We start from the raw sequence: 19,221 nt of genomic DNA on the forward strand, positions 1-19,221 counted from the left end.
GACGAGGGTGGACCCGACGCCGGTCGCGGTCAGACCGCGGCCACGCCGGCGCGGAAGCCGTTGGTGCCGTGCATGCCGGAGAGCCCGTTCGGTGAACCGGCGTGCAGCCACTTGCCGAAGTGACGCACGGAGAACAACTCGTCGAGCACCATGTAGGCGGCGCCGACCAGCCCGCCTTCCTCGCCGAGGCGCGCCTTCTCGATGCGAAGCTCGCGTGTGGACAGCGGCAGGGAACGGCGGTAGATCGTCTCGCGGATCGTGGCGAGGAACAGGTCCCCCGCGCCGGCGATCTTTCCCCCGAGCAGGATCGTCGAGGGGTTGTAGAAGTTCACCATCGTGGCGAGCATGGCGCCGATGCGCCGGCCGGCGTTGACCATGAGCTGCACCGCGTGGTGGTCTCCCGCGCCCGCGGCGGCGGTGACGTCGGCGGCCGTGATCGTTCCCTGGGCGTTCAGGACGGCGGCCAGTGCCGGGCTCTCGCCGGAGCGAGCCAGCTCCTCGCCGTCCCTGGCCAGCGCGGCACCTCCGGCGACGGCTTCGAGGCACCCGGTCTTGCCGCACCGGCAGACCACGGAACTGTCGTCGGACACGGCGGCGTGGCCGATGTCGCCCGCGCAACCCTGCGCGCCCCGGTGGAGCTGCCCGCCGTGGCTGATGCCCGCACCGATGCCCGTTCCGATCTTGACGTACAGCAGGTCACCCAGTTCGCCGGGCAGGCCGGGAGTGCGGAGCTCACCGAGACACAGCAGGTTCACCTCGTTGTCCACCCAGACCGGGGCGTCGTAGTGCGCGACGAGACGTTCGCGCACCGGGTAGTTGTTCCACCCCGGCATGATCGGCGGTTCCGAGGGCCGCGCGGTGGCGAACTCCACGGGACCGGGCAGCCCGAGGCCGATTCCCCAGACGTCCTTCGGCGTGTCGCCGAGCTCGGCCAGCAGCGTGTCGAGCGTCGCCTCGACCTCCGTCAGCACGGGGTCGGGGCCTCGCGCGATGTCGCAGTCGCGGTGCGTCATGGTGAGCACCGTGCCCATCAGGTCGGTGACGCCGGCGGTGAAGCTGGTGGCGCCGAGTTCCGCGGTGAGCAGGCGCCCGGCGTTCTTGCGGAACCGCAGCGTGCGAGCCTGACGGCCACCCGTCGACGGGTTGAGCTCGCCCTCTTCCAAGAGCCCTGCGTCGAGGAGCGTGGTGGTGCGTTGGGTGATGGCCGTGCGGCCGAGCCCGGTGCGCTGACTCAGCGCGGGCCGCGTGTCGGCGGCGCCGCTGCGCACGAGATCGAGGAGGCGTGTGTAGCTCTCCAGCAGCTCGGGACTGGGCTCTTCCACCGCGGACCCCCTTATGTCTGAGTCCCCCCATCATATATCTGAAACCGCACAACTTCTGTTTGCTTCAGACATTAGAGGGTAGATCGAAATCCTAAGGATGGCATTTCGCTTCTCAGCTTGGGTGGCAGGGGCCACAATTGTCAGCAGTGGCTAGGCCGTTCGAGTGGCGAACGCGCCACGGACTGATGACGTCAGGACGTGGAGGTAGCCGTCCCGGACGGCTGGGCCGTCGATGTCGCGCCGGTCGTCGACGTGTCACTGCGCTGCTCCGTGCTCGACGGCGCGCCCGCAGGGGAGGAGCTTCCCGCGGGCGGCGAGGTGCCGTCGGACGGGTTGGGAGTCGACGGCTCCGGCTCCGGGTCCGTGGGGTCGGGCTCGGGATCGGGCTCCGAGGGGGCGGAGTCCGAAGGCTCTGGAGGGTCGGTCGGGTTCGGGCCGGGGTCGTCCGTCGGGCCGGTCGGCTCGGGCTTGGTGCTGCCACCGCCGCCGTTGTCGGAGCTCCGCGTCGGCTGGCTCGGCGACGGCGTGTGCACCGTGGTGTGGCGGGTGCCGTTCTCGTCGGTGGTGATCACCGTGGTCGGCGTCTCCGACGTGGCGGAGATCGAACCGGTGACGGCGACGCCGTCGATCACGACGGTCGTCTCGGCGGGTTCGGCCTGACCGGGCACGATCTCCGCCGGTTCGCCGCCTCCCGACGAGCGGCCCGTCTGCGTGGTCTGCGTGTTCCCGGTGCTCTCGGGCTGGACGATCTGCGCGACCGCCGCGAACGCCGTGCACAGCGCGAGGCCACTGGCGGCGAGGGCGAGATAGCCGGTGCGGTGCAGCCGTCCTGCGGACTCGCGGGGCGGCGCGACCTGGTCGCGTGGTTGCTGCCCTGGCGAGGTGGTCATGCGACTCCTTCGGAGATGCGTCGAGCCCCCGAGTGTTCGCGCGGCACAGTATCACCGGCTGGGAACGGGTCGCGAACGAGCTCACCCACGCGATCCGACGCCTCGCGCGAGGTCGGAGTGCGCGACGATGAACGGGTGACGGGTGAAACGGAGACGGTGCGACTGACGGCGTGGGTGCACGGGATGGTGCAGGGTGTGGGTTTCCGCTGGTGGACCAGGAGTCGCGCGCTGGAGCTGGGCCTGGTCGGGCGGGCGACGAACCTCCCGGACGGGCGGGTGGAGGTCGTGGCCGAGGGCCCGCGCCCGGCCTGCGAGCGGTTGCTGAGCGCACTCCGCTCGGGAGAATCACCCGGTCGAGTGGACCACGTGGCGGAGCTGTGGGCGTCTCCGCGCGGCGGCCTCACGGGCTTCGTCGAACGCTGATCCCCTGGCCCCCCGACGTGGCGTTTCCCGGACAGCGCACGTTCCGGGCGGAGGGTGCCACGCCGACGCCCGCCTACCACGACCACGACGTGCTCGCCGGTAACATCAGCCGATCGGACAGCGAGTACCGGGGAGAACACGGCCCGAGGGAGTCGCCCCGAGGTCGGTCGGTACGGGAGTCGCAACGGGAAAGGTCTACACCGCGTGCACCTGAAAAGCTTGACGCTCAAGGGCTTCAAGTCCTTCGCGTCGGCGACCACCCTGCGGTTCGAGCCGGGCATCACGTGCGTCGTCGGCCCCAACGGTTCCGGTAAGTCCAACGTGCTCGACGCGCTGCGCTGGGTGATGGGGACGCAGGGCGCCAAGGATCTGCGGGGCGGCAAGATGGAGGACGTCATCTTCGCCGGCACCGCGGGCCGCGCCCCGCTCGGCCGTGCCGAGGTGACGCTCACGATCGACAACGCCGACGGCGCGCTGCCCATCGAGTACACCGAGGTGTCGATCACGCGCCGCATGTACCGCGACGGCGCGAGCGAGTACGAGATCAACGGCAGCACGTGCCGCCTGCTCGACATCCAGGAACTGCTGTCCGACTCCGGTATCGGCCGCGAGATGCACGTCATCGTGGGGCAGGGACAGCTGTCGGAGATCCTGCAGGCCAAGCCCGAGGAACGCCGCGCCTTCATCGAGGAGGCGGCCGGGGTGCTCAAGCACCGCAAGCGCAAGGAGAAGGCGCTCCGCAAGCTCACCGCGATGCAGGCCAACCTCGATCGCCTCAACGACCTCACCGCCGAGCTGCGCCGTCAGCTGAAGCCGCTGGGCAAGCAGGCGGCGATCGCGCGCCGGGCGCAGGCGGTGCAGGCGGAGCTGCGGGACGCGAAGCTGCGGCTCTACGCCGACGACCTGGTGACGCAGCGCCGGGACATCGAGAAGGACGAAGCCGACGAGAAAGCCGCCCGGGAACGCCGCGCCGAGGTGGAGCAGACGCTGGAGTTCGTCGTCTCCGAACAGACGGAGCTGGAGGCGACGCTCGCCGAGGACGCGCCGAAGCTGACCGCCGCACAGGACACCTGGTACAAGCTGTCCGCACTGGCCGAGCGGCTGCGGGGCACCGTGCGTCTCGCGGCGGAGCGTCGGCGGCATCTGTCGGCCGAGGTGGACACCGGCGGGACGGGCCGCGATCCGGAGGAGCTGCTCGCCGAGGCGGAGCGGGTCGCCGAGCGGGAAGCCGAACTGACGGAGGCGGTCTCCGAGGCCCGTGCCCTGCTCGCCGAGGTGGTGGAGCGGCGCGAACACCTCGAACAGGTCGTGCAGGCGGCCGAACGCGCGCATCTCGCCGCCGTGCGGGCGATCGCCGACCGTCGCGAGGGGATCGCCAAGCTGTCGGGCCAGGTGGAGGCCCTGCGGAGCAAGAGCAGCGCCACTGCCGAGGAGATCGAGCGACTGAGCAGCGGCATCGCCGACGCGGTCGCCCGGGCCGAGGCCGCCGCCGAGAGCGTGGAGGAAGCCCGCGCCGAGGGCGGGGTCGAGGACTCCGACGACGAGAGTCTGCGGGAACGGCACGACCAGGCGGTGGAGGCCCACAAGGCCGCGAAGGCCAGGGTCGAGGAGCTGGTCAAGGCCGAGCGCGCCGCGGAACGTGAGATCGCGTCGGAGAAGGCGCGGGTCGACGCGCTCTCCATGGGACTGGCGCGCAAGGACGGTGCGGGAGCCCTGCTCGGCGCCGCCGACGACGTCGCGGGGCTGCTCGGTTCCGTGGCCGCCCTGCTGACCGTGGACCCCGGCTACGAGGTCGCGCTCGCGGCCGCGTTGGGACCGGTGGCCGACGCCGTGGCGGTGGCGCAGGGTGACAACGCCGTCGCCGCGTTGCGTTTCCTCAAGGACAACGACGCCGGACGCGCGGGGCTGCTGGTCGGTGGCCCCGCGACGGCGAGCGACCCGGCGAGCTGGCCGGTGCTGCCCGCGGACGCGCGCTGGGCTCGCGAGGTGGTCGCCGCCCCGGAGGCGTTGCGGCCCGCCGTGGAACACGCGCTCGACCGGGTCGCCGTCGTGCCCTCGCTCGACGACGCCCGCCGGCTGGTGGGGGCGTATCCGGAGGTCACGGCCGTCACGAGTGACGGCGACGTGTTGGGCACGCACTGGGCCACCGGCGGTTCGGCGCGCGACGAGAGCGTCATCGAGGTGCAGGCCGCGGTCGACGAGGCGCAGGACCGGCTCGTCGAGGCCGAACGCGCCTTCGAACGCACCGCGGCCGAACTCGAGGGGGCCCGCGCCGAGCAGCAGGCGCGCCGGGCCGAACTGGAGCAGGCCAAGGAAGCCGTCAACGAGGGCAGGGTCCGCAGGGCCCGCTCGGCGGAACGCCTGTCCAGCCTGGAGAAGGCCGCCCGCTCCGCGCAGGCGGAGGTCGAGCGCCTCACCGCGCAGCGCGCGAAGGTGGAGAGCACCCGCGAGACCGTCCTCGCGCAGTTGGCGGAACTGGAGGAGCGGCTCGCCGCGATCTCCGACCAACCGGTGGACGAGGACGTCGACACGAGCGAACGCGACGAGGCGGTCGAGGCTCTGGCGGAGGTGCGGCAGGAGGAGATGGACGCCCGCCTCGGCCTGCGCACCGCCGAGGAACGCGCCAGGAGCCTCGCGGGCAAGGCCGATTCGCTGCGGCGCGCTGCCGAGGCGGAACGCCAGGCGCGGGAGCGGGCGGAGAAGGCGCGTCGCGCACGCGAGCGGGGCGCGGCCATCGCGGCGGCCGTCGTGGAGGGTGGTGAAGCCGCGCTCGACCGCATCGAGGGGTCGCTGCAGCGGGCCGCCGCGGAACGCGACGCCATCCAGGCCCGCCGCGAGCACACCGAGCAGGCGCTGAGCCAGGTGCGCAACCGGGTGCGGGAGCTGACGGTGGAACTGGAGAAGCTCACCGACGCCGTGCACCGCGACGAGGTGCAGCGAGCCGAACAGCGACTGCGCCTCGAACAGCTCGAAGCCCGGATCACCGAGGAGTTCGGCATCGCGCTGGACGACCTCGTGGCCGAGTACGGGCCGGACGTGCCCGTGCCGCCCGGCCCGGGCGAGGTGGCCGAGTACGAGGCCGCCAAGGAACGCGGTGAGACGGTGATGGCTCCGCAGCCGATCCCGTACGACCGGGACACGCAGGCCCGGCGGGCCAAGCGGGCCGAGCGCGACCTCGCCCAGCTGGGCAAGGTCAACCCGTTGGCGCTGGAGGAGTTCGCCGCGCTGGAGGAGCGCTACAAGTTCCTGTCCACCCAGCTGGAGGATCTGAAGGACACCCGCAAGGACCTGCTGACGGTCGTCAAGGAGGTCGACGACAAGATCCTGGAGGTCTTCACCGAGGCCTACCACGACGTGGCGCGGGAGTTCGAGACCGTGTTCTCCGTCCTCTTCCCCGGCGGGGAGGGGCGCATGGTGCTGACCGAGCCCGACGACATGCTCACCACGGGCGTCGACGTGGAGGCGAGGCCGCCGGGGAAGAAGGTCAAGCGGCTGTCCCTGCTCTCCGGTGGCGAGAAGTCGCTCGTGGCGGTGGCGATGCTCGTGGCGATCTTCCGCGCGAGGCCGTCGCCGTTCTACGTGATGGACGAGGTCGAGGCCGCCCTCGACGACACCAACATGCGCAGGCTGATCGGGCTGCTCGAACAGCTGCGCGAGAGCTCGCAGCTCATCATCATCACCCACCAGAAGCCCACGATGGAGATCGCCGACGCGCTCTACGGCGTCAGCATGCAGGGTGACGGCATCACGAAGGTGATCTCGCAGCGCCTGCGCGCACCCGACGCGGTGGAGCAGCCGGCGTAGGAGCGCACCGCACGCACGTCCGGACCCGGGTGAACCGAGCGAATCCGTCCGAGGGGACCCGTCGGAGCGGAGTGATCTGCGACGATGCCCCGCATGATCGAGCAGACAGAGCAGGGTTGGCCGACGGGTGACCCACGCCGGTTCTTCGACGTTCCGATCGACCCGGCGCACCTGCGGGCCAGCAGCCCGAACGTCTACCGGCGGGCGTGGCGCCTGACGACCGGCGTCGTGCTCGGCAGCGGGTTGCTGTTGCTCGGCATCTGGGCGATCGCCGTCGGCATGCGCGGGGTCGAGGTGTCGTGGGTGTCGATGGTGGCGGGTGTGCTGGCGGTGCCGCTGGGAGTGGGCCTGTTCCTGCGCGGGCTGATGGCGAGCAACGCGGCCAAGCCGTACCGCGGTGGGCAGCTCGTCCCCGGGCTCGTCGTGGAGCAGGCCGACGCCGACGTGCAGGTGCTCGTCCTCGCCGACACCTCGCGGGATCCGGTGGCTCCACCGGCGTTCGCCTACCGCCTGATGAGTTTCACCGCGCGGGAGGGCACCCGCTTCGTGCCGGGACAGCCCGTGCCGTGCGTGGCGCACGGGTTCGTCGCCGCGCCGTGGAGCAAGGTGTGGTGGAGCTTCGACGCCTCGCCCGTCGAGTGGGCGTCGTCGGACCCCGACGTCGTCGACGCGGCGGCCAGGGCGATCCCGCGGGCGGAGTGGAACCTGGTGCTGGCGGGCACGGAACGGGTCGCCGACCTGCGCCGACGTCTCTCGCGGGTGACGCGGATCGACGAGGCGACCGTGCCGGAGGAGTTGCGCCGTCCCCGGACGCGGATGGGGGTGCCCGTGGAGTGGCAACCCGACGGCCGGGCCCGGTTCGTCGGCTCGGTCGGGCACACCGTGACCCCGGTGGACGCGGCGGACTCGACCGTGGAGCTCCCCGCGGAGCCGACCCCGGAGTCACCGACGACCACGGCGTGAGAAAGGGCCGGGCACCAGTGCGGTGCCCGGCCCCTTCCAGCCGATCGGCAGAGCCGATCTCGCGGCCGTTACGCGGTTTCCTTGACCTGCTCCACCTCGTCGGGCCCGGCCTCGGCCGGGTTGCGCAGCGACAGCAGACCGCCGACCACGAGCGTCACGACGACACCGAGCGGCACGTACCACGGGAAGGCCAGCCCGGCCTCCTCACCGTCGACGGTGAACGTCACGGCGAGGATGAACACGGCCGCCACGACGATCGTGGCCACGAACGCGATGATCGCGTCGGCCTGGCGGGCCCGCTTCACGAGGATGCCGAGGGCGAACGCACCCAGCAGCGCGCCGTAGGTGTAGCTGGCGATGCTCAGCCCGACCTCGACCACCGGCTGGTCGGTGCTGGTGAACATCGACGCGAAGATCACGAACACACCCGCCCAGATCAGCGTCCACAGCTTCGCCTGCTTGAGCACGACCGCGTCGGGCAGTTCCTTCTTCGTGATCCGCTGGTAGATGTCGCTCACGGTGGACGTCGACAGCGAGTTCAGCGACGACGAGATCGTGCTCATCGCGGCGGCCAGGATGCCCGCGATCAGCAGGCCCGAGAGCCCGGCGGGCAGCTGCTCGACGATGAACTTCGGGAACAGCTCGTCGTTGGACTGCAGACCCATCGAGGCCGGGTCGGCGCCGTCGTAGAACGACCACAGCATCGCGCCGACCAGCAGGAAGAGTGCGAACTGGAAGAACACCACCACGCCGCTGGCGATCACGGCCTTCTGACTGTCGCGCACGTTCTTGCAGGCCAGCAGGCGCTGCACCATCAGCTGGTCGGAGCCGTGGGAGGCCATCGCGAACAGCGCACCACCCACCACGGCGGTGATGAACGCGTACTGGTTGGTGATGACGTTGGACGAGAAGTCGAAGACCTGGAACTTGCCCTCGTCGCCGAGCGAGCCGAACCAGCCGTCGGGCAGCTTGCCCGCGAGGAGGAAGACGGCGGCCACCGCGCCGAGGCAGTAGATGCCCATCTGGACCACGTCCACCCAGATGACCGCCTTGATGCCGCCGAGGTAGGTGTAGATGACGGCGACCACGGCGATGGCGGCGATGATCACCCAGTAGTCGACGTCGAGGCCGAGCGCGGCGAGCACCATTTTGACCGGGATCGCGGTGGCGAACAGCCGGACACCGTCGGCGAGCAGGCGTGTCACCAGGAACGTCACCGACGCGGTGCCCTGCATGCCCTTGCCGAAGCGCTTGCCGAGGAAACCGTAGGCGCTGACGAGGTCACCGGCGTAGTAGCGCGGCAGCAGCACGAAGGCGACGAGGACCCGACCGATGAGGTAACCGATCGCGAGCTGCAGGTACGTGACGTTGCCCAGGTAGGCCACGGTCGGCACGCTGATGACCGTCAGCGTGGACGTCTCCGTGGCGACGACCGAGAACGTCACCGCCCACCACGGCACCTGCCGGCTGCCGACGAAGTAGTCGGTGGAGGACTTCTGCTTGCCGCCGAGCAGAACGCCCAGCAGCGGTGACCCGACCAGAAATATCGCGATGATCGCGAGATCCAGTGCGCGCATGGCTGTCTCCTACGGTGTGTCGGGGGTCGTGACCCGCAGGCGGGTCGGGGGCTGCCGGCGGGGGGCGGGCAGGATCAGGGGGCCTGCCCCCGGCGTGATCGCGCCGAGGAGGCGCGGTCCCGCCGAGCCGGTCGCACTCGGCACGTTGGCGGGAAGTCCGTTCCAGGTCAGCCAGCCGAGCAGCGCGGTCAGGTACGCCTCCTTGGCGTCGGACGGCAGACCGTCGTCGTCGCTGGGCACCACGGTGACGCGGTGTCGCAGTGCGGCCACGAGGGCGGGGTTGCGCAGGCCGCCGCCGGAGGCCACGACGGTGCGGACGCCGTGCCGTTCGCACTCGGCCGCCACGGTCGCCGCCGTCAGTTCGGTCAGCGTGGCGAGCAGGTCGGGGCCGTCGATCGGGGGCAGCCCCTCGGTGGCCTTCCGAAGGTAGGCGGCGTGGAAGTACTCCTTGCCGGTCGATTTCGGGGGTCGCACGGCATAGTACGGATCCGCGAGCAGGCGCGACAGAAGGTCCTGCCTCACAGTTCCGCGCGAGGCGAGCGCCCCGTCGACGTCGCTGTGCTGGGCGCCGCCGGTGACCTGTGCGGCGGCGATGTCCAGCAGCGCGTTCCCGGGACCGGTGTCGTAGGCGAGGACCGAGCCGTCCGGGTGCACGACCGTGAGGTTGGCGATCCCGCCGATGTTGAGGACGCCCACCGGCTTGCCCTCGCGTTCGACGGTGGACCGCAGCCACAGCGCGTCGATCGTGCTCGCCAGGGGCGCGCCGTGTCCGCCGGCCGCCACGTCGCGCACGCGCAGGTCGGCCACCACGGGGAGTCCGGTGCGTTCGGCGATCCAGGCGGGTTGGCCGATCTGCAGGGTTCCTTCGACCCGGTCCTGCTCGACCCAGTGGAAGACGGTCTGGCCGAGCGAGGCGACCAGGTCGGCCCGGCCGTCGGCGAGTTCGGCGACCGCGGTCACCGCCGCGTCGGCGAAGGCCTGGCCCACGCGGGTGTCGAGCTTGGTCAGCTGCTCGGCGCTGCACTCGGCGGGAGGCAGCGCCGCGAGGATGTCGCGCCGCAGCTGCTCCGGGTAGGGCAGTTCTCGGTGGCCGAGCGGGGTCAGGGTGAGTTCGTCCCCCTCGATGCGGAACGAGGCGACGGCGACGTCGATGCCGTCCACCGACGTGCCGGAGAGGAGGCCGACCACTCGCAGCTCGGTCTTGCTTTCAACCACGGTGGTGGTCTAGTCCAGACGGGCGCCGGGCGCAAGATGTTACGTGAAGGATTGTCCAAAAAGATTTGTAGTGGGTTGAACGCTGACTGTGGTGGTCGAGGGCGCACTGCTGCCGACGAGGGCGGATGCGAGGATGACAGGCGTGTCGAACACCTGGTTGTGGATCATCATCGCCGCGGCGATTGTGCTGTTGGTCGCACTCGTGGCCGGGCTGACGATCGCACGCAAACGCCGCATCACCCTCGAGCGTGAGCGGGAGGAGGAACGCCCGAAGGGCAACCTCTACCAAGCCGGAGGCGGTATCGCGTTCGCGCCGGGCGGGGAGAAGAAGGCCCCCGCGCAGCCTCAGGCGCCTCCTGAGCCGCCCGCGCACCCGGTGTCCGAACGTACCGAGACCGACGGCGAACCCGGTGTCGGTGAGGACGCCGCGGTGCCCCGGGACGCTCCGCGGCGCGACATCGTCGACGTGCGGTTGCCCGACCAGCCCACGGTAACCCCCGAGACCCCCGAGGTTTCCGACGCCACGGAAGCTCCCGAGGCGCCGGAACGGCCGAGCGAGACCGTGCCCGAGCCGCGCTCGGAGGTCGAGGCGCCCGGTACGGACACCGCGTCCCCCGTCGATACGGCAGACACCACCGCCGAACCCGAGCAGGTGACTCGCGAGCCCGAGGCGCCTGCCGAGCCCGACGTCGTCGAGACCGAGACCGCCCCGGCGCCACCGGCGGAACCGAAGCCCGAGGTCGCACCCGAGCCCGTCGTCGAAGCCCCGGCCGAGCCGAAGGAGGAGGTCGCTCCCGCGGCGGGCCGCATCGAACGCCTGCGCGGCAGGCTGTCGAAGTCGCGCTCCGCGCTCGGTCAGAGCCTGCTGGGCCTGCTCGGCGCCGGCGACCTCGACGAGGAGTCGTGGGAGGACGTCGAGGACACGCTGCTCATCGCCGACCTCGGTGCGGCGACCACCTCCGAGATCGTGGAGACGCTCCGCACGGAGCTGTCGGCTCGGGCGGTGCGCACGTCCGACCAGGCCCGCGCGCTCCTGCGTGAGGTGCTGGTGAACGCGCTCGGCCCGGACTCCGACCGCGCGGTGCGCGCTCTGCCGCACACGGTCGACGGCACGAAGCAGCCCGCCGTCGTCCTCGTGGCGGGTGTCAACGGCACCGGCAAGACCACCACGACGGGCAAGCTCGCCCGCGTGCTCGTCGCCCAGGACCACAAGGTGGTGCTGGGTGCGGCCGACACGTTCCGGGCCGCCGCCGCCGAGCAGCTCCAGACGTGGTCGGAGCGCGTCGGAGCGGAGGTCGTGCGCGGCAAGGAGGGCGCCGACCCCGCCGCCGTGGCCTTCGACGCCGTCAAGCGCGGCATCGACAGCGGAGTGGACGCCGTGCTGATCGACACCGCGGGCCGGCTGCACACCAAGACGGGGCTGATGGACGAGCTCGGCAAGGTCAAGCGCGTGGTGGAGAAGCAGGCCAAGGTCGACGAGGTCCTGCTGGTGCTCGACGCCACGACGGGACAGAACGGGCTGGCGCAGGCCCGGGTGTTCTCCGAGGTCGTGAACGTCACCGGCATCGTGCTCACCAAGCTGGACGGCACCGCCAAGGGCGGGATCGTGTTCCAGGTGCAGCGCGAGCTCGGTGTCCCGGTCAAGCTCGTCGGTCTCGGCGAGGGACCCGACGACCTCGCGCCGTTCGAGCCGGAGGCGTTCGTCGACGCGTTGCTCGGGTGAAGCACGGACCCTGACGAAGGGACCACGACGAAGGGCCACCGTCCCCGTGGGGAGCGGTGGCCCTTCGTCGTCTCGGCTCAGTTCACGCAGCGGGGTTCGCTCGTGGGCCGCAGTTCCGGTGTGGTGCCCTCGGGTGTCTCGCCGTCGAGGAACGCGCCCACGAACTCGCGGACCTCGTCCTCCTCGACCCCGATGACCGCCATCCCGCCCGGCGCCGTCTGCTCGGGGTCGGCGATGGGGATGGTCGCGGTCGTCAGGCCGGGGTCGGACATCGAGGCCAGCTTCTCGGCCAGGCCGAGCACGTCGAGGTTCTCGTCGGTGCGAACGTGACCGTCGAGCGCCCCGGCGACCGTGGTGAACGCGTCCTCCGAGTCGGCCAGCGAGTGGAAGAGCGACTCGCCGAAGGACTGCAGCCGGGTCATGCGATCGAGGTCGCCCTCGGGGAGGTCCCGCCGTTGCCGCAGGAACGCGAGCGCCTGGTCCCCGGACACGGTCTGGCGGCCCGCGTCGAGGTCGACCCCGGAGAGCGGGTCGTGGTGCGCCTCGTGCACGCACACCTCGACACCGCCGATCGCCGTGGTCACCGCGCCCACGGCGGCGGTGTCCACCAGCGCGTAGTGGTCGACGCTCTCACCGGTGAGCGTGGCGACGGTGTCCACCAGCGTCGTGGCGCCCTTGCGGTCGGCGTCCTCCTCGCTCTGCCCCGCGTCCAGCGCGGCCTGGCGCCCGAGCTGGTAGGCGGTGCTCAGTCGCTGCTGCCCGTGCCCCGGGACCTCGACCCACGCGTCGCGCGGCAGCGAGACGACCGCGACGCCGTCGGAGCGCACACGGGACAGCAGCACCGTGTCGGACTGTCCGTTCGCGTCCATACCCGCGATCACCAGTGTCGGCTCGGACACCGACTGCTCGGCCGCCGGCATCGAGTGGTCGGGCTCCTGCCCGGTTCCGGGCACGACGATCGCGGTGACGGCGATGGTGACCCCGGCGACTCCGGCGACGGTGGCCGCGATCAGTGCGGGACCGCGTCGGCGGGGCGCGCGGGCCGACCGGGCCAACTGGTTCCTCACCACGTTGGGGTCGACCGCTCGGTTCGCCTCGTGGGCGAGGGCGTCGCGGATCAGGGATTCGGTGCGGTCGTCGGTCATGCCAGGGCCCCCTTCACGGAGTCGTTGAGGCCGACGCGGGCGGATTCGGCGCCGCGCAGCCGGGACAGCGCACGGGAGATGTGGCTGCGGACCGTGCCCTCGCCGCAGCCCAGAGCTTCGGCGATCTCGGCGTCGGTGAGGTTCTCGTAGTAGCGCAGCACCAGTGCGGAACGCTGCTTGCGGGGAAGCGTCGCGATGCGGGCCCGCATGGCGTCCCGCTCGGCGTAGCGCGTGGCGTGGTCGGGCTCCGGCGACGACAGGGCGTCCAGTGCCTCGTGGGTGGTGGCGACCTGTCGCGCGGCCCGTCGACGTCGCCAGGACAGGTACTCGTTGGTCACCATGCGGCGCACGTACGCGTCGGGTGACCGCAGGGTGGCGATGCGGTCCCACCGCGGCTGTGCGCGCAGCAGCACCTCCTGGACGACGTCCTGTGCCAGGTGCGGGTCGCACGTCAGGGCGGTGGCGTAGCGCAGGAGCCGGTCCAGCCGGTGCTGGACGAAATCGTCGAAGCGGAGGGGAACCGCTTCGGTACGGATCGGGTCAGTCACGCCTCTGTAACGTCACGACCGCACCGGTTCGTTGAGTCCCGGGGTGAACCTTGTCCGAGGCGTCATTCCACCGGCAGGCGCGCGGTGAGTTGCTCCGAGAGTCGCTTCGCGATCCGCTGCACGGCCGGGGCGATGTCGCGCACCATCGTGTCGGTCAACCTGCCTTCGGGACCGGAGACCGACACGGCGGCGGGCACGGGAGTGTCGGGCACGGCCACGGCGATGCAGCGGACCCCGAGTTCCTGCTCGCTCTCGTCGAGGGCGTAACCCTGCTCGGCGATGTGCTCCAGGTGGGCGAGGAACGTGTCGACGTCGGTGTGCGTGTGGTCGGTGTAGGACGGCATGCCGGTGCGGGCGAGCAGCGCGCGCACGTCGTCGGGCGGCAGTGTCGCCAGCATCGCCTTGCCGACGCCGGTGCCGTGGGGCAGCAGCCTGCGCCCGACCTCCGTGAACATGCGCATCGAGTGCCGTCGCGACGCGACCTGGGCGACGTAGACGACCTCGTCGCGTTCGAGCACGGCCAGGTTGGCGGTCTCGCCGACCTCGTCCACGAGTTCCGCCAGCAGCGGCCTCGCCCACGTGCCGAACTGCAGGCTCGCGTGTTCACCGAGCCGGATCAGCCGTGCGCCGAGGGCGTATCGGCGGTTGGTGTTCTGCCGTACGTACCCGAGTGTCACGAGCGTGCGGATCAGTCGGTGGATCGTGGGCATCGGCAGCCCCGAGGAGGCGGCGAGCTCGGACAGGCTCGCCTCGCCGCCGGTGTCCGCCAGCCGTTCCAGCAGTTCGAACGCACGCTGAAGCGACTGCACACCTCCGTTACCTGCTCTGCCCGCTCTGGCAGTCGCCACCGGTGACTCCTTTCGCGTCGCGAACACGGTGAGTTTTCCGCGTTGAGGTTCCGCAATGTAGAAACTATAGTCCGGTATACAGAAGAGTTGCTCGTGATCGTGATGGCTGTTTCGGCAGCTCGCGTGTCCTCGTGTTTGGGGTGTTCGATGTCTGATGTGCGTGTGCTCGGCGCCGCTGTCGAGCGTGGCGATGAAATCCTCACCGATGAGGCGCTGGAGTTCCTCGCCGGGCTCCACGCGTCCTTCGCTGCCACGCGGGACGAGTTGCTCGCGGCGAGGAGCCGTCGCCGGGACGAGGCCAAACGGACTGGCCGGCTCGACTTCCTGCCCGAGACCAAGGAGATCCGCGAGTCCGAGTGGAGGGTCGCGGAGGCCCCGCCCGCGCTGCGCGACCGCCGCGTGGAGATCACCGGTCCCACCGACCGCAAGATGACCATCAACGCGCTGAACTCGGGCGCCAAGGTGTGGCTGGCGGACCTGGAGGACGCCAACACCCCGCACTGGGCCAACGTCGTGTCGGGCCAGGTCAACCTGTACGACGCCGTGCGCAAGACGATCGAGCTCGACACCGGCAAGAAGCAGTACGCGCTGCGTGACGACGTCGAGCACGCCACGATCGTCGTGCGCCCCCGCGGCTGGCACCTCGACGAGCACAACCTGGAGTTCGACGGTCGCAAGGCCGTCGGTGCGCTGGTGGACTTCGGCCTGTACTTCTTCCACAACGCCAGGGAACTGCTGAACCGCGGTGCGGGCCCGTACTTCTACCTGCCGAAGATGGAGAGCCACCTCGAGGCGAGGTTGTGGAACGACGTCTTCACCCACGCCGAGAGGACGCTCGGCATCGAGCACGGCACGATCCGCGCCACGGTGCTGATCGAGACCATCCCGGCCGCGTTCGAGATGGACGAGATCCTCTACGAGCTGCGCGAGCACGCCTCGGGCCTCAACGCGGGCCGTTGGGACTACCTGTTCAGCATCATCAAGTACTTCCGCGACGCGGGGGAGCAGTTCGTGCTGCCCGACCGCAACAGCGTGACCATGACGGCGCCGTTCATGCGCGCCTACACCGAGCTCCTGGTGCGGACCTGCCACAAGCGTGGCGCGTTCGCGATCGGCGGGATGGCGGCGTTCATCCCGAGCAAGGACCCGGAGACCAACGAGAAGGCGTTCGCGAAGGTCCGCGACGACAAGGCGCGCGAGGCCGCCGACGGCTTCGACGGCTCCTGGGTGGCGCACCCGGGCATGGTCGAGCTGTGCAAGGAGGAGTTCGACAAGGTGCTCGGCGACAAGCCGAACCAGCTCGACCGCCTGCGCGAGGACGTCTCCGTGACGGCCGACGCGCTGCTCGACGTCGCGGGCACCGGCGGCCGTGCCACGAAGGACGGTCTGCGTGGCGCGGTGGACGTCGGCGTGCGCTACATCGCCTCCTGGCTGAGCGGCAACGGCGCCGCGGCGATCCACAACCTCATGGAGGACGCCGCGACCGCCGAGATCTCGCGCTCGCAGGTGTGGCAGTGGGTGCGCAACGGCGTGGAGCTCGACACGGGCGAGAAGGTCACCGAGGAGCTCGTGCGTTCGGTGCTCGCCGAGGTGCGCGACGAGCTCGCCGACGTGATCCCCGCGGAGCAGCTCGCCGAGTCGGTGGAGCTCTTCGAGCAGGTGGCGTTGGCCGAGCAGTTCGCCGACTTCCTCACCCTGCCCGCGTACGAACGCATCAAGTGATCCTTCACCGTGCCCCGGTCGCGCCGTTCTCAGGCGGGCCGGGGCACGGTCCTGTGTCGCCCTTTCAGGTGATCGGCCCCCTTCGCGTCCACAGTGCTCACCCGAGAACGGCAAGATCAACTCTTGTGGCTCGACAGGGATTCGCGCGGACGACTGTGTGGACGCGAGGCGTGACGGCGTTCGTCGCCGGGTGCGCGGTGCTGGCCGGCTGTGGCACGACGACGGGCACGCCGGTCGCAGCGACGCCGCCCGCGGAGCAACCCGCGGCTCCCTCGCCTCCCGCCTCGCCGCCGGGGTCGGCCGGGTCGGAGAGTCCGGCGGCCACGCTGCCGGTGCCGATCGAGTTCTCCCTGCCCGAGGGGTGGCAGTCCGTACCGCCCGCCGACGTGGGGGTCCCCGAGGCCGCGTTCGTGGCCCTGCACCCCGCCTCGCGCGGCGACGGGTCCGTGCCCACGATCGTCATCACCGGCGACGTGCGGGACAGCACGGTCGACCTCGAGGACATCGCTGCGGAATCGGTGAAGCAGTTGGAGACTCCGGGCACCGAGGTCCGGGTCGAGAGCAGCAAGGAGAGTGGCACCGCGGCGATCCCCGCGCTGACACAGGCCGTGCGCATCTCACCGGGTCCCCGCGGGCACGAGCTCCTGCAGCTGCAGACCTTCCTCGGCATGAGTGACACGACCGACCCGAGACGCCGAGCCGTGCTCGAATTCGCCCTGACCACCCAGCCGGAACACTTCCAGGAACTGGCGGTCGACTTCCAGGAGTTCGTCTCCACGGTCCGTGTGGAGAGCGGCTAGTTCGGGGCGAGCTGTTCCAATCTCACCCGATCGGATGAAGCGAGTCGATCTTCCGAACGAGTGCTCGGAAGATCAACATCCTGTGTGGTGTGACTGGTGGGTTTGGCTTCGGAGCAATCCCTGAGGAGCTGCGGCAGGCGGCGGGCAAGATCGACGACGTCATCGGGGGAGTCGTCCAGCTGCCCTGGCAAGGGCCGACAGGGGACTATGGACATTCCGGGGTGCAGCGAGGCTGGGCGGACTTCGTCGAGAACGCCAAGCGCGAGGTGGAGTCCCTTCGCGACAAAGCCGTCGAACACGGCGAGTCGCTGCGGGCCGCGGCGGTCAAGTACCTCGAGAACGAGGCGGAGACCGACGCGACGCTGACCGGACTGGGTGGACTGATCGACGGTGGGGGTCTCGACCCGAGTGTGGTCCCGGGCGGCGGGATCACCGGCGGCATGGGGCTCGGACAGGTCCACAGTGGCCGACCGATCGGCGGGGGACTCGATCCGACCGTCATTCCGGGCGGCGGGATCACCGGAGGGATCGCCGACGCCCTCTCCGGGACCGAGAGCGGCGCCTCTGGTGAGACCGCGAGCCGGGGGATGCCGTCCTGATGGCCGAACTGGGGCAGACAACCAATCCACGAGAGTTGATCCCGGGCGACCCGGAGGCAATCATCAACGACCTCCGCGAGCTCGTGAAGAACATCGAGGCCATCGGAGCGACCGGCGACGGGCTCGGCAACGTCGATCCCGGGGAGTGGACCGGCGACGCCGCCACGGCCTTCCGCGACGTGTTCACCGCCGAACCACCGAAATGGTTCCAGGCGGTCGACACGGCCAACCAGGGTGGACAAACTCTCGCCGACTACGCCGACACCCTGGTCTGGGCCCAGGGCGAAGCGCAGCGGGCGATCGAGATGTACACGGAGGCGCAGGCGGCGTCACGGGCTGCCGCGGCCCAGTACAACGAACAGGCCCAAGCCGCCTCCCAGGCGGGCATGGCAGCGACCATTCCCGTGCCGATCGAATTCTCGTTACCCGAGGGGTGGCGGTCGGTGAATCCCGACTCGGTCGACGCGAGCGGGCTCGGTTTCGTGGCAGTGCACCCGGGGACGAGCGGCGCGTTCACGGCCAACATCACGATCTCGGGCGAACTGCGTGAGTCCCACGTGCCGCTGGCGGAGGTCGCGGACGAGGCGGTCGAGCGACTTCGTGCGGAGAACCCGAGTGTCGAAGTGGGTCGGCGCGAGCAGACCGGTTCGGCGGAGAACCCTGCTCTCACCCAGGTCGTCCGGCTTCGGGTGGTGAGCTCGGGGAAACCGGTGCAGGTCTACCAGCTTCAGGTGTTGTTGGGGATGCAGGACCAGCGTGACAGGAGTCGGCGCGCGGTGCTGCACGTTGTGTTGAGTGCGTTGCCGGCGCAGTTCGCGCAGCTCATCGGCGACTTCGAGGAGTTCCTGGCGACCATCCGGCCGGAGGGTGCGAACTCGTGAGTACCGGTCTGATTGTCGCCATCGCAGTGGGCGGTGGGGTCCTGTTCCTCGGCGGGGTGGCGTGGCTGATCAGCAAGCTGACCCGCTCCTTCGCCGCTGAGAGCGGAGCCGCCACCGCTGAGGCCGGCGACGTGCGGCAGCGGTTGGCGGAGGAGCTCCAACGGCGGGGGTGGAAGTTCGAGGAGAGGAACGACTCCTACGCCGAAATCCACAACGCGCAGCCCGAGTTCCAGTTGCGTAACGTGCTCGATCCGTTCACTTTGCCGCCCAAAGCGGTGGGCGCTCGGAACGTCATCACCGGAACCCACCGCTCCCGCCCCTTCATCGCGACGGAATTCGACGTCCGGCATCAGGGACAGCACGTGCCCGTGACAGCTGTGTGGCTGAGTCTGCCCGCGATGCGGCCCGGGCTCACCGTGAGGCGCGTACTGCGTGCCCAGAGCAAGATCCGTTCTCAGATCGGCCAGCGGGACATCCAGCTCGGTTTCCCTGAGTTCGACGAGAACTTCGAGATCACGACCGAGGACGAAGCTTTCGCCCGTGCCGTGCTCGTCCCCGACCTTGTGCGCTTCCTTGTCACGGACCCCCGTGCGTCGCGAGGATTCGCCATCTATGGCGACCAGCTCAACGCGCACGACATCGTGGGAGATCACCGTGATCCGCAGAAGCTTGTACCCGCACTCGATTTGCGGTGCGACATTCTCGACCGAATCCCAACCTTCGTCTGGTCTTGATTCTGAAACTGATGAGGAGAAGTTATC

General features: G+C 70.3%; 16 protein-coding genes. 9 read left to right on the plus strand and 7 right to left on the minus strand.

From position 1 onward, the window contains the following. Positions 1–29: 29 nt before the first annotated feature. A complete protein-coding gene (locus SACAZDRAFT_RS18370; RefSeq protein WP_005444152.1) occupies positions 30–1,322 on the minus strand; it encodes an ROK family protein in 1,293 nt (430 codons plus the stop codon). A gap of 191 nt (positions 1,323–1,513) precedes the next feature. After that, a complete protein-coding gene (locus SACAZDRAFT_RS18375; protein WP_005444153.1) occupies positions 1,514–2,212 on the minus strand; it encodes a hypothetical protein in 699 nt (232 codons plus the stop codon). Positions 2,213–2,395: 183 nt separating this feature from the next. On the opposite strand from SACAZDRAFT_RS18375, the gene SACAZDRAFT_RS18380 reads away from it, so the two are divergent. From SACAZDRAFT_RS18380 to SACAZDRAFT_RS18390, 3 genes are all read left to right on the plus strand, one after another. Then, on the plus strand, positions 2,396–2,635 hold the full coding sequence (locus SACAZDRAFT_RS18380; RefSeq protein WP_232286436.1) for an acylphosphatase: 240 nt from the start codon (positions 2,396–2,398) through the stop codon (positions 2,633–2,635). 204 nt (positions 2,636–2,839) lie between these two features. Then, positions 2,840–6,439, plus strand: coding sequence for a chromosome segregation protein SMC (gene smc, locus SACAZDRAFT_RS18385; RefSeq protein ID WP_005444155.1), 3,600 nt, complete (start codon positions 2,840–2,842; stop codon positions 6,437–6,439). Positions 6,440–6,523: 84 nt separating this feature from the next. Further along, the gene (locus SACAZDRAFT_RS18390) at positions 6,524–7,402 is read left to right on the plus strand and encodes a DUF3239 domain-containing protein (protein WP_005444156.1); all 879 of its coding nucleotides are present in this window, start codon (positions 6,524–6,526) and stop codon (positions 7,400–7,402) included. A 68-nt stretch (positions 7,403–7,470) separates the two neighbouring features. On the opposite strand, the gene SACAZDRAFT_RS18395 is transcribed toward SACAZDRAFT_RS18390, so the two are convergent. Further along, complete coding sequence (locus tag SACAZDRAFT_RS18395; protein WP_005444157.1) at positions 7,471–8,979, minus strand: sodium:solute symporter; 1,509 nt, start codon at positions 8,977–8,979, stop codon at positions 7,471–7,473. Positions 8,980–8,988: 9 nt separating this feature from the next. Further along, positions 8,989–10,194 carry an anhydro-N-acetylmuramic acid kinase gene (locus SACAZDRAFT_RS18400; protein WP_005444158.1) on the minus strand — a complete coding sequence of 402 codons (1,206 nt, stop codon included), beginning with the start codon at positions 10,192–10,194 and terminating at the stop codon, positions 8,989–8,991. A 133-nt stretch (positions 10,195–10,327) separates the two neighbouring features. Here SACAZDRAFT_RS18400 and ftsY point away from each other — a divergent pair, with 133 nt between their 5' ends. After that, the gene (gene ftsY / locus SACAZDRAFT_RS18405; RefSeq protein ID WP_005444159.1) at positions 10,328–11,917 is read left to right on the plus strand and encodes a signal recognition particle-docking protein FtsY; all 1,590 of its coding nucleotides are present in this window, start codon (positions 10,328–10,330) and stop codon (positions 11,915–11,917) included. Positions 11,918–11,994: 77 nt separating this feature from the next. Here ftsY and SACAZDRAFT_RS18410 read toward each other — a convergent pair whose 3' ends face one another. From SACAZDRAFT_RS18410 to SACAZDRAFT_RS18420, 3 genes are all read right to left on the minus strand, one after another. Beyond that, positions 11,995–13,062: an LCP family protein gene (locus SACAZDRAFT_RS18410; RefSeq protein WP_005444160.1), complete on the minus strand. Its 1,068-nt coding sequence runs from the start codon at positions 13,060–13,062 to the stop codon at positions 11,995–11,997. Continuing rightward, complete coding sequence (locus tag SACAZDRAFT_RS18415) at positions 13,059–13,610, minus strand: SigE family RNA polymerase sigma factor (protein ID WP_005444161.1); 552 nt, start codon at positions 13,608–13,610, stop codon at positions 13,059–13,061. Before SACAZDRAFT_RS18415 ends, SACAZDRAFT_RS18410 begins: the two co-directional genes overlap by 4 nt. Positions 13,611–13,672: 62 nt before the next feature. Beyond that, a complete protein-coding gene (locus SACAZDRAFT_RS18420) occupies positions 13,673–14,458 on the minus strand; it encodes an IclR family transcriptional regulator (RefSeq protein WP_005444163.1) in 786 nt (261 codons plus the stop codon). 147 nt (positions 14,459–14,605) lie between these two features. Here SACAZDRAFT_RS18420 and aceB point away from each other — a divergent pair, with 147 nt between their 5' ends. The 5 genes from aceB to SACAZDRAFT_RS18445 all read left to right on the plus strand — a co-directional run bounded on the left by aceB (position 14,606) and on the right by SACAZDRAFT_RS18445 (position 19,194). Then, a complete protein-coding gene (gene aceB / locus SACAZDRAFT_RS18425) occupies positions 14,606–16,180 on the plus strand; it encodes a malate synthase A (protein WP_005444165.1) in 1,575 nt (524 codons plus the stop codon). Positions 16,181–16,350: 170 nt separating this feature from the next. Further along, positions 16,351–16,980, plus strand: a complete 630-nt coding sequence (locus tag SACAZDRAFT_RS18430; RefSeq protein WP_005444166.1) for a hypothetical protein — start codon at positions 16,351–16,353, stop codon at positions 16,978–16,980. Between the two features lie 89 nt (positions 16,981–17,069). Further along, positions 17,070–17,579, plus strand: coding sequence for a hypothetical protein (locus tag SACAZDRAFT_RS18435; protein WP_005444167.1), 510 nt, complete (start codon positions 17,070–17,072; stop codon positions 17,577–17,579). Further along, the gene (locus SACAZDRAFT_RS23895) at positions 17,579–18,460 is read left to right on the plus strand and encodes a putative T7SS-secreted protein (RefSeq protein WP_005444168.1); all 882 of its coding nucleotides are present in this window, start codon (positions 17,579–17,581) and stop codon (positions 18,458–18,460) included. The genes SACAZDRAFT_RS18435 and SACAZDRAFT_RS23895 overlap by 1 nt, the downstream gene beginning before the upstream one ends. Then, positions 18,457–19,194, plus strand: a complete 738-nt coding sequence (locus SACAZDRAFT_RS18445; protein WP_005444170.1) for a hypothetical protein — start codon at positions 18,457–18,459, stop codon at positions 19,192–19,194. The genes SACAZDRAFT_RS23895 and SACAZDRAFT_RS18445 overlap by 4 nt, the downstream gene beginning before the upstream one ends. Positions 19,195–19,221: the final 27 nt, after the last annotated feature.

It is taken from the genome of Saccharomonospora azurea NA-128 (assembly GCF_000231055.2).
GTDB lineage: Bacteria > Actinomycetota > Actinomycetes > Mycobacteriales > Pseudonocardiaceae > Saccharomonospora > Saccharomonospora azurea.

What these genes read in the sequence shown, in the direction of transcription:
- SACAZDRAFT_RS18375 (WP_005444153.1), bottom strand. Translation starts at nt 2,212, where the DNA reads ATGACCACCTCGCCAGGGCAGCAACCACGCGACCAGGTCGCGCCGCCC.
- SACAZDRAFT_RS18380 (WP_232286436.1), top strand. Translation starts at nt 2,396, where the DNA reads ATGGTGCAGGGTGTGGGTTTCCGCTGGTGGACCAGGAGTCGCGCGCTG.
- SACAZDRAFT_RS18390 (WP_005444156.1), top strand. Translation starts at nt 6,524, where the DNA reads ATGCCCCGCATGATCGAGCAGACAGAGCAGGGTTGGCCGACGGGTGAC.
- SACAZDRAFT_RS18395 (WP_005444157.1), bottom strand. Translation starts at nt 8,979, where the DNA reads ATGCGCGCACTGGATCTCGCGATCATCGCGATATTTCTGGTCGGGTCA.
- ftsY (WP_005444159.1), top strand. Translation starts at nt 10,328, where the DNA reads ATGACAGGCGTGTCGAACACCTGGTTGTGGATCATCATCGCCGCGGCG.
- SACAZDRAFT_RS18410 (WP_005444160.1), bottom strand. Translation starts at nt 13,062, where the DNA reads ATGACCGACGACCGCACCGAATCCCTGATCCGCGACGCCCTCGCCCAC.
- aceB (WP_005444165.1), top strand. Translation starts at nt 14,606, where the DNA reads ATGTCTGATGTGCGTGTGCTCGGCGCCGCTGTCGAGCGTGGCGATGAA.
- SACAZDRAFT_RS23895 (WP_005444168.1), top strand. Translation starts at nt 17,579, where the DNA reads ATGGCCGAACTGGGGCAGACAACCAATCCACGAGAGTTGATCCCGGGC.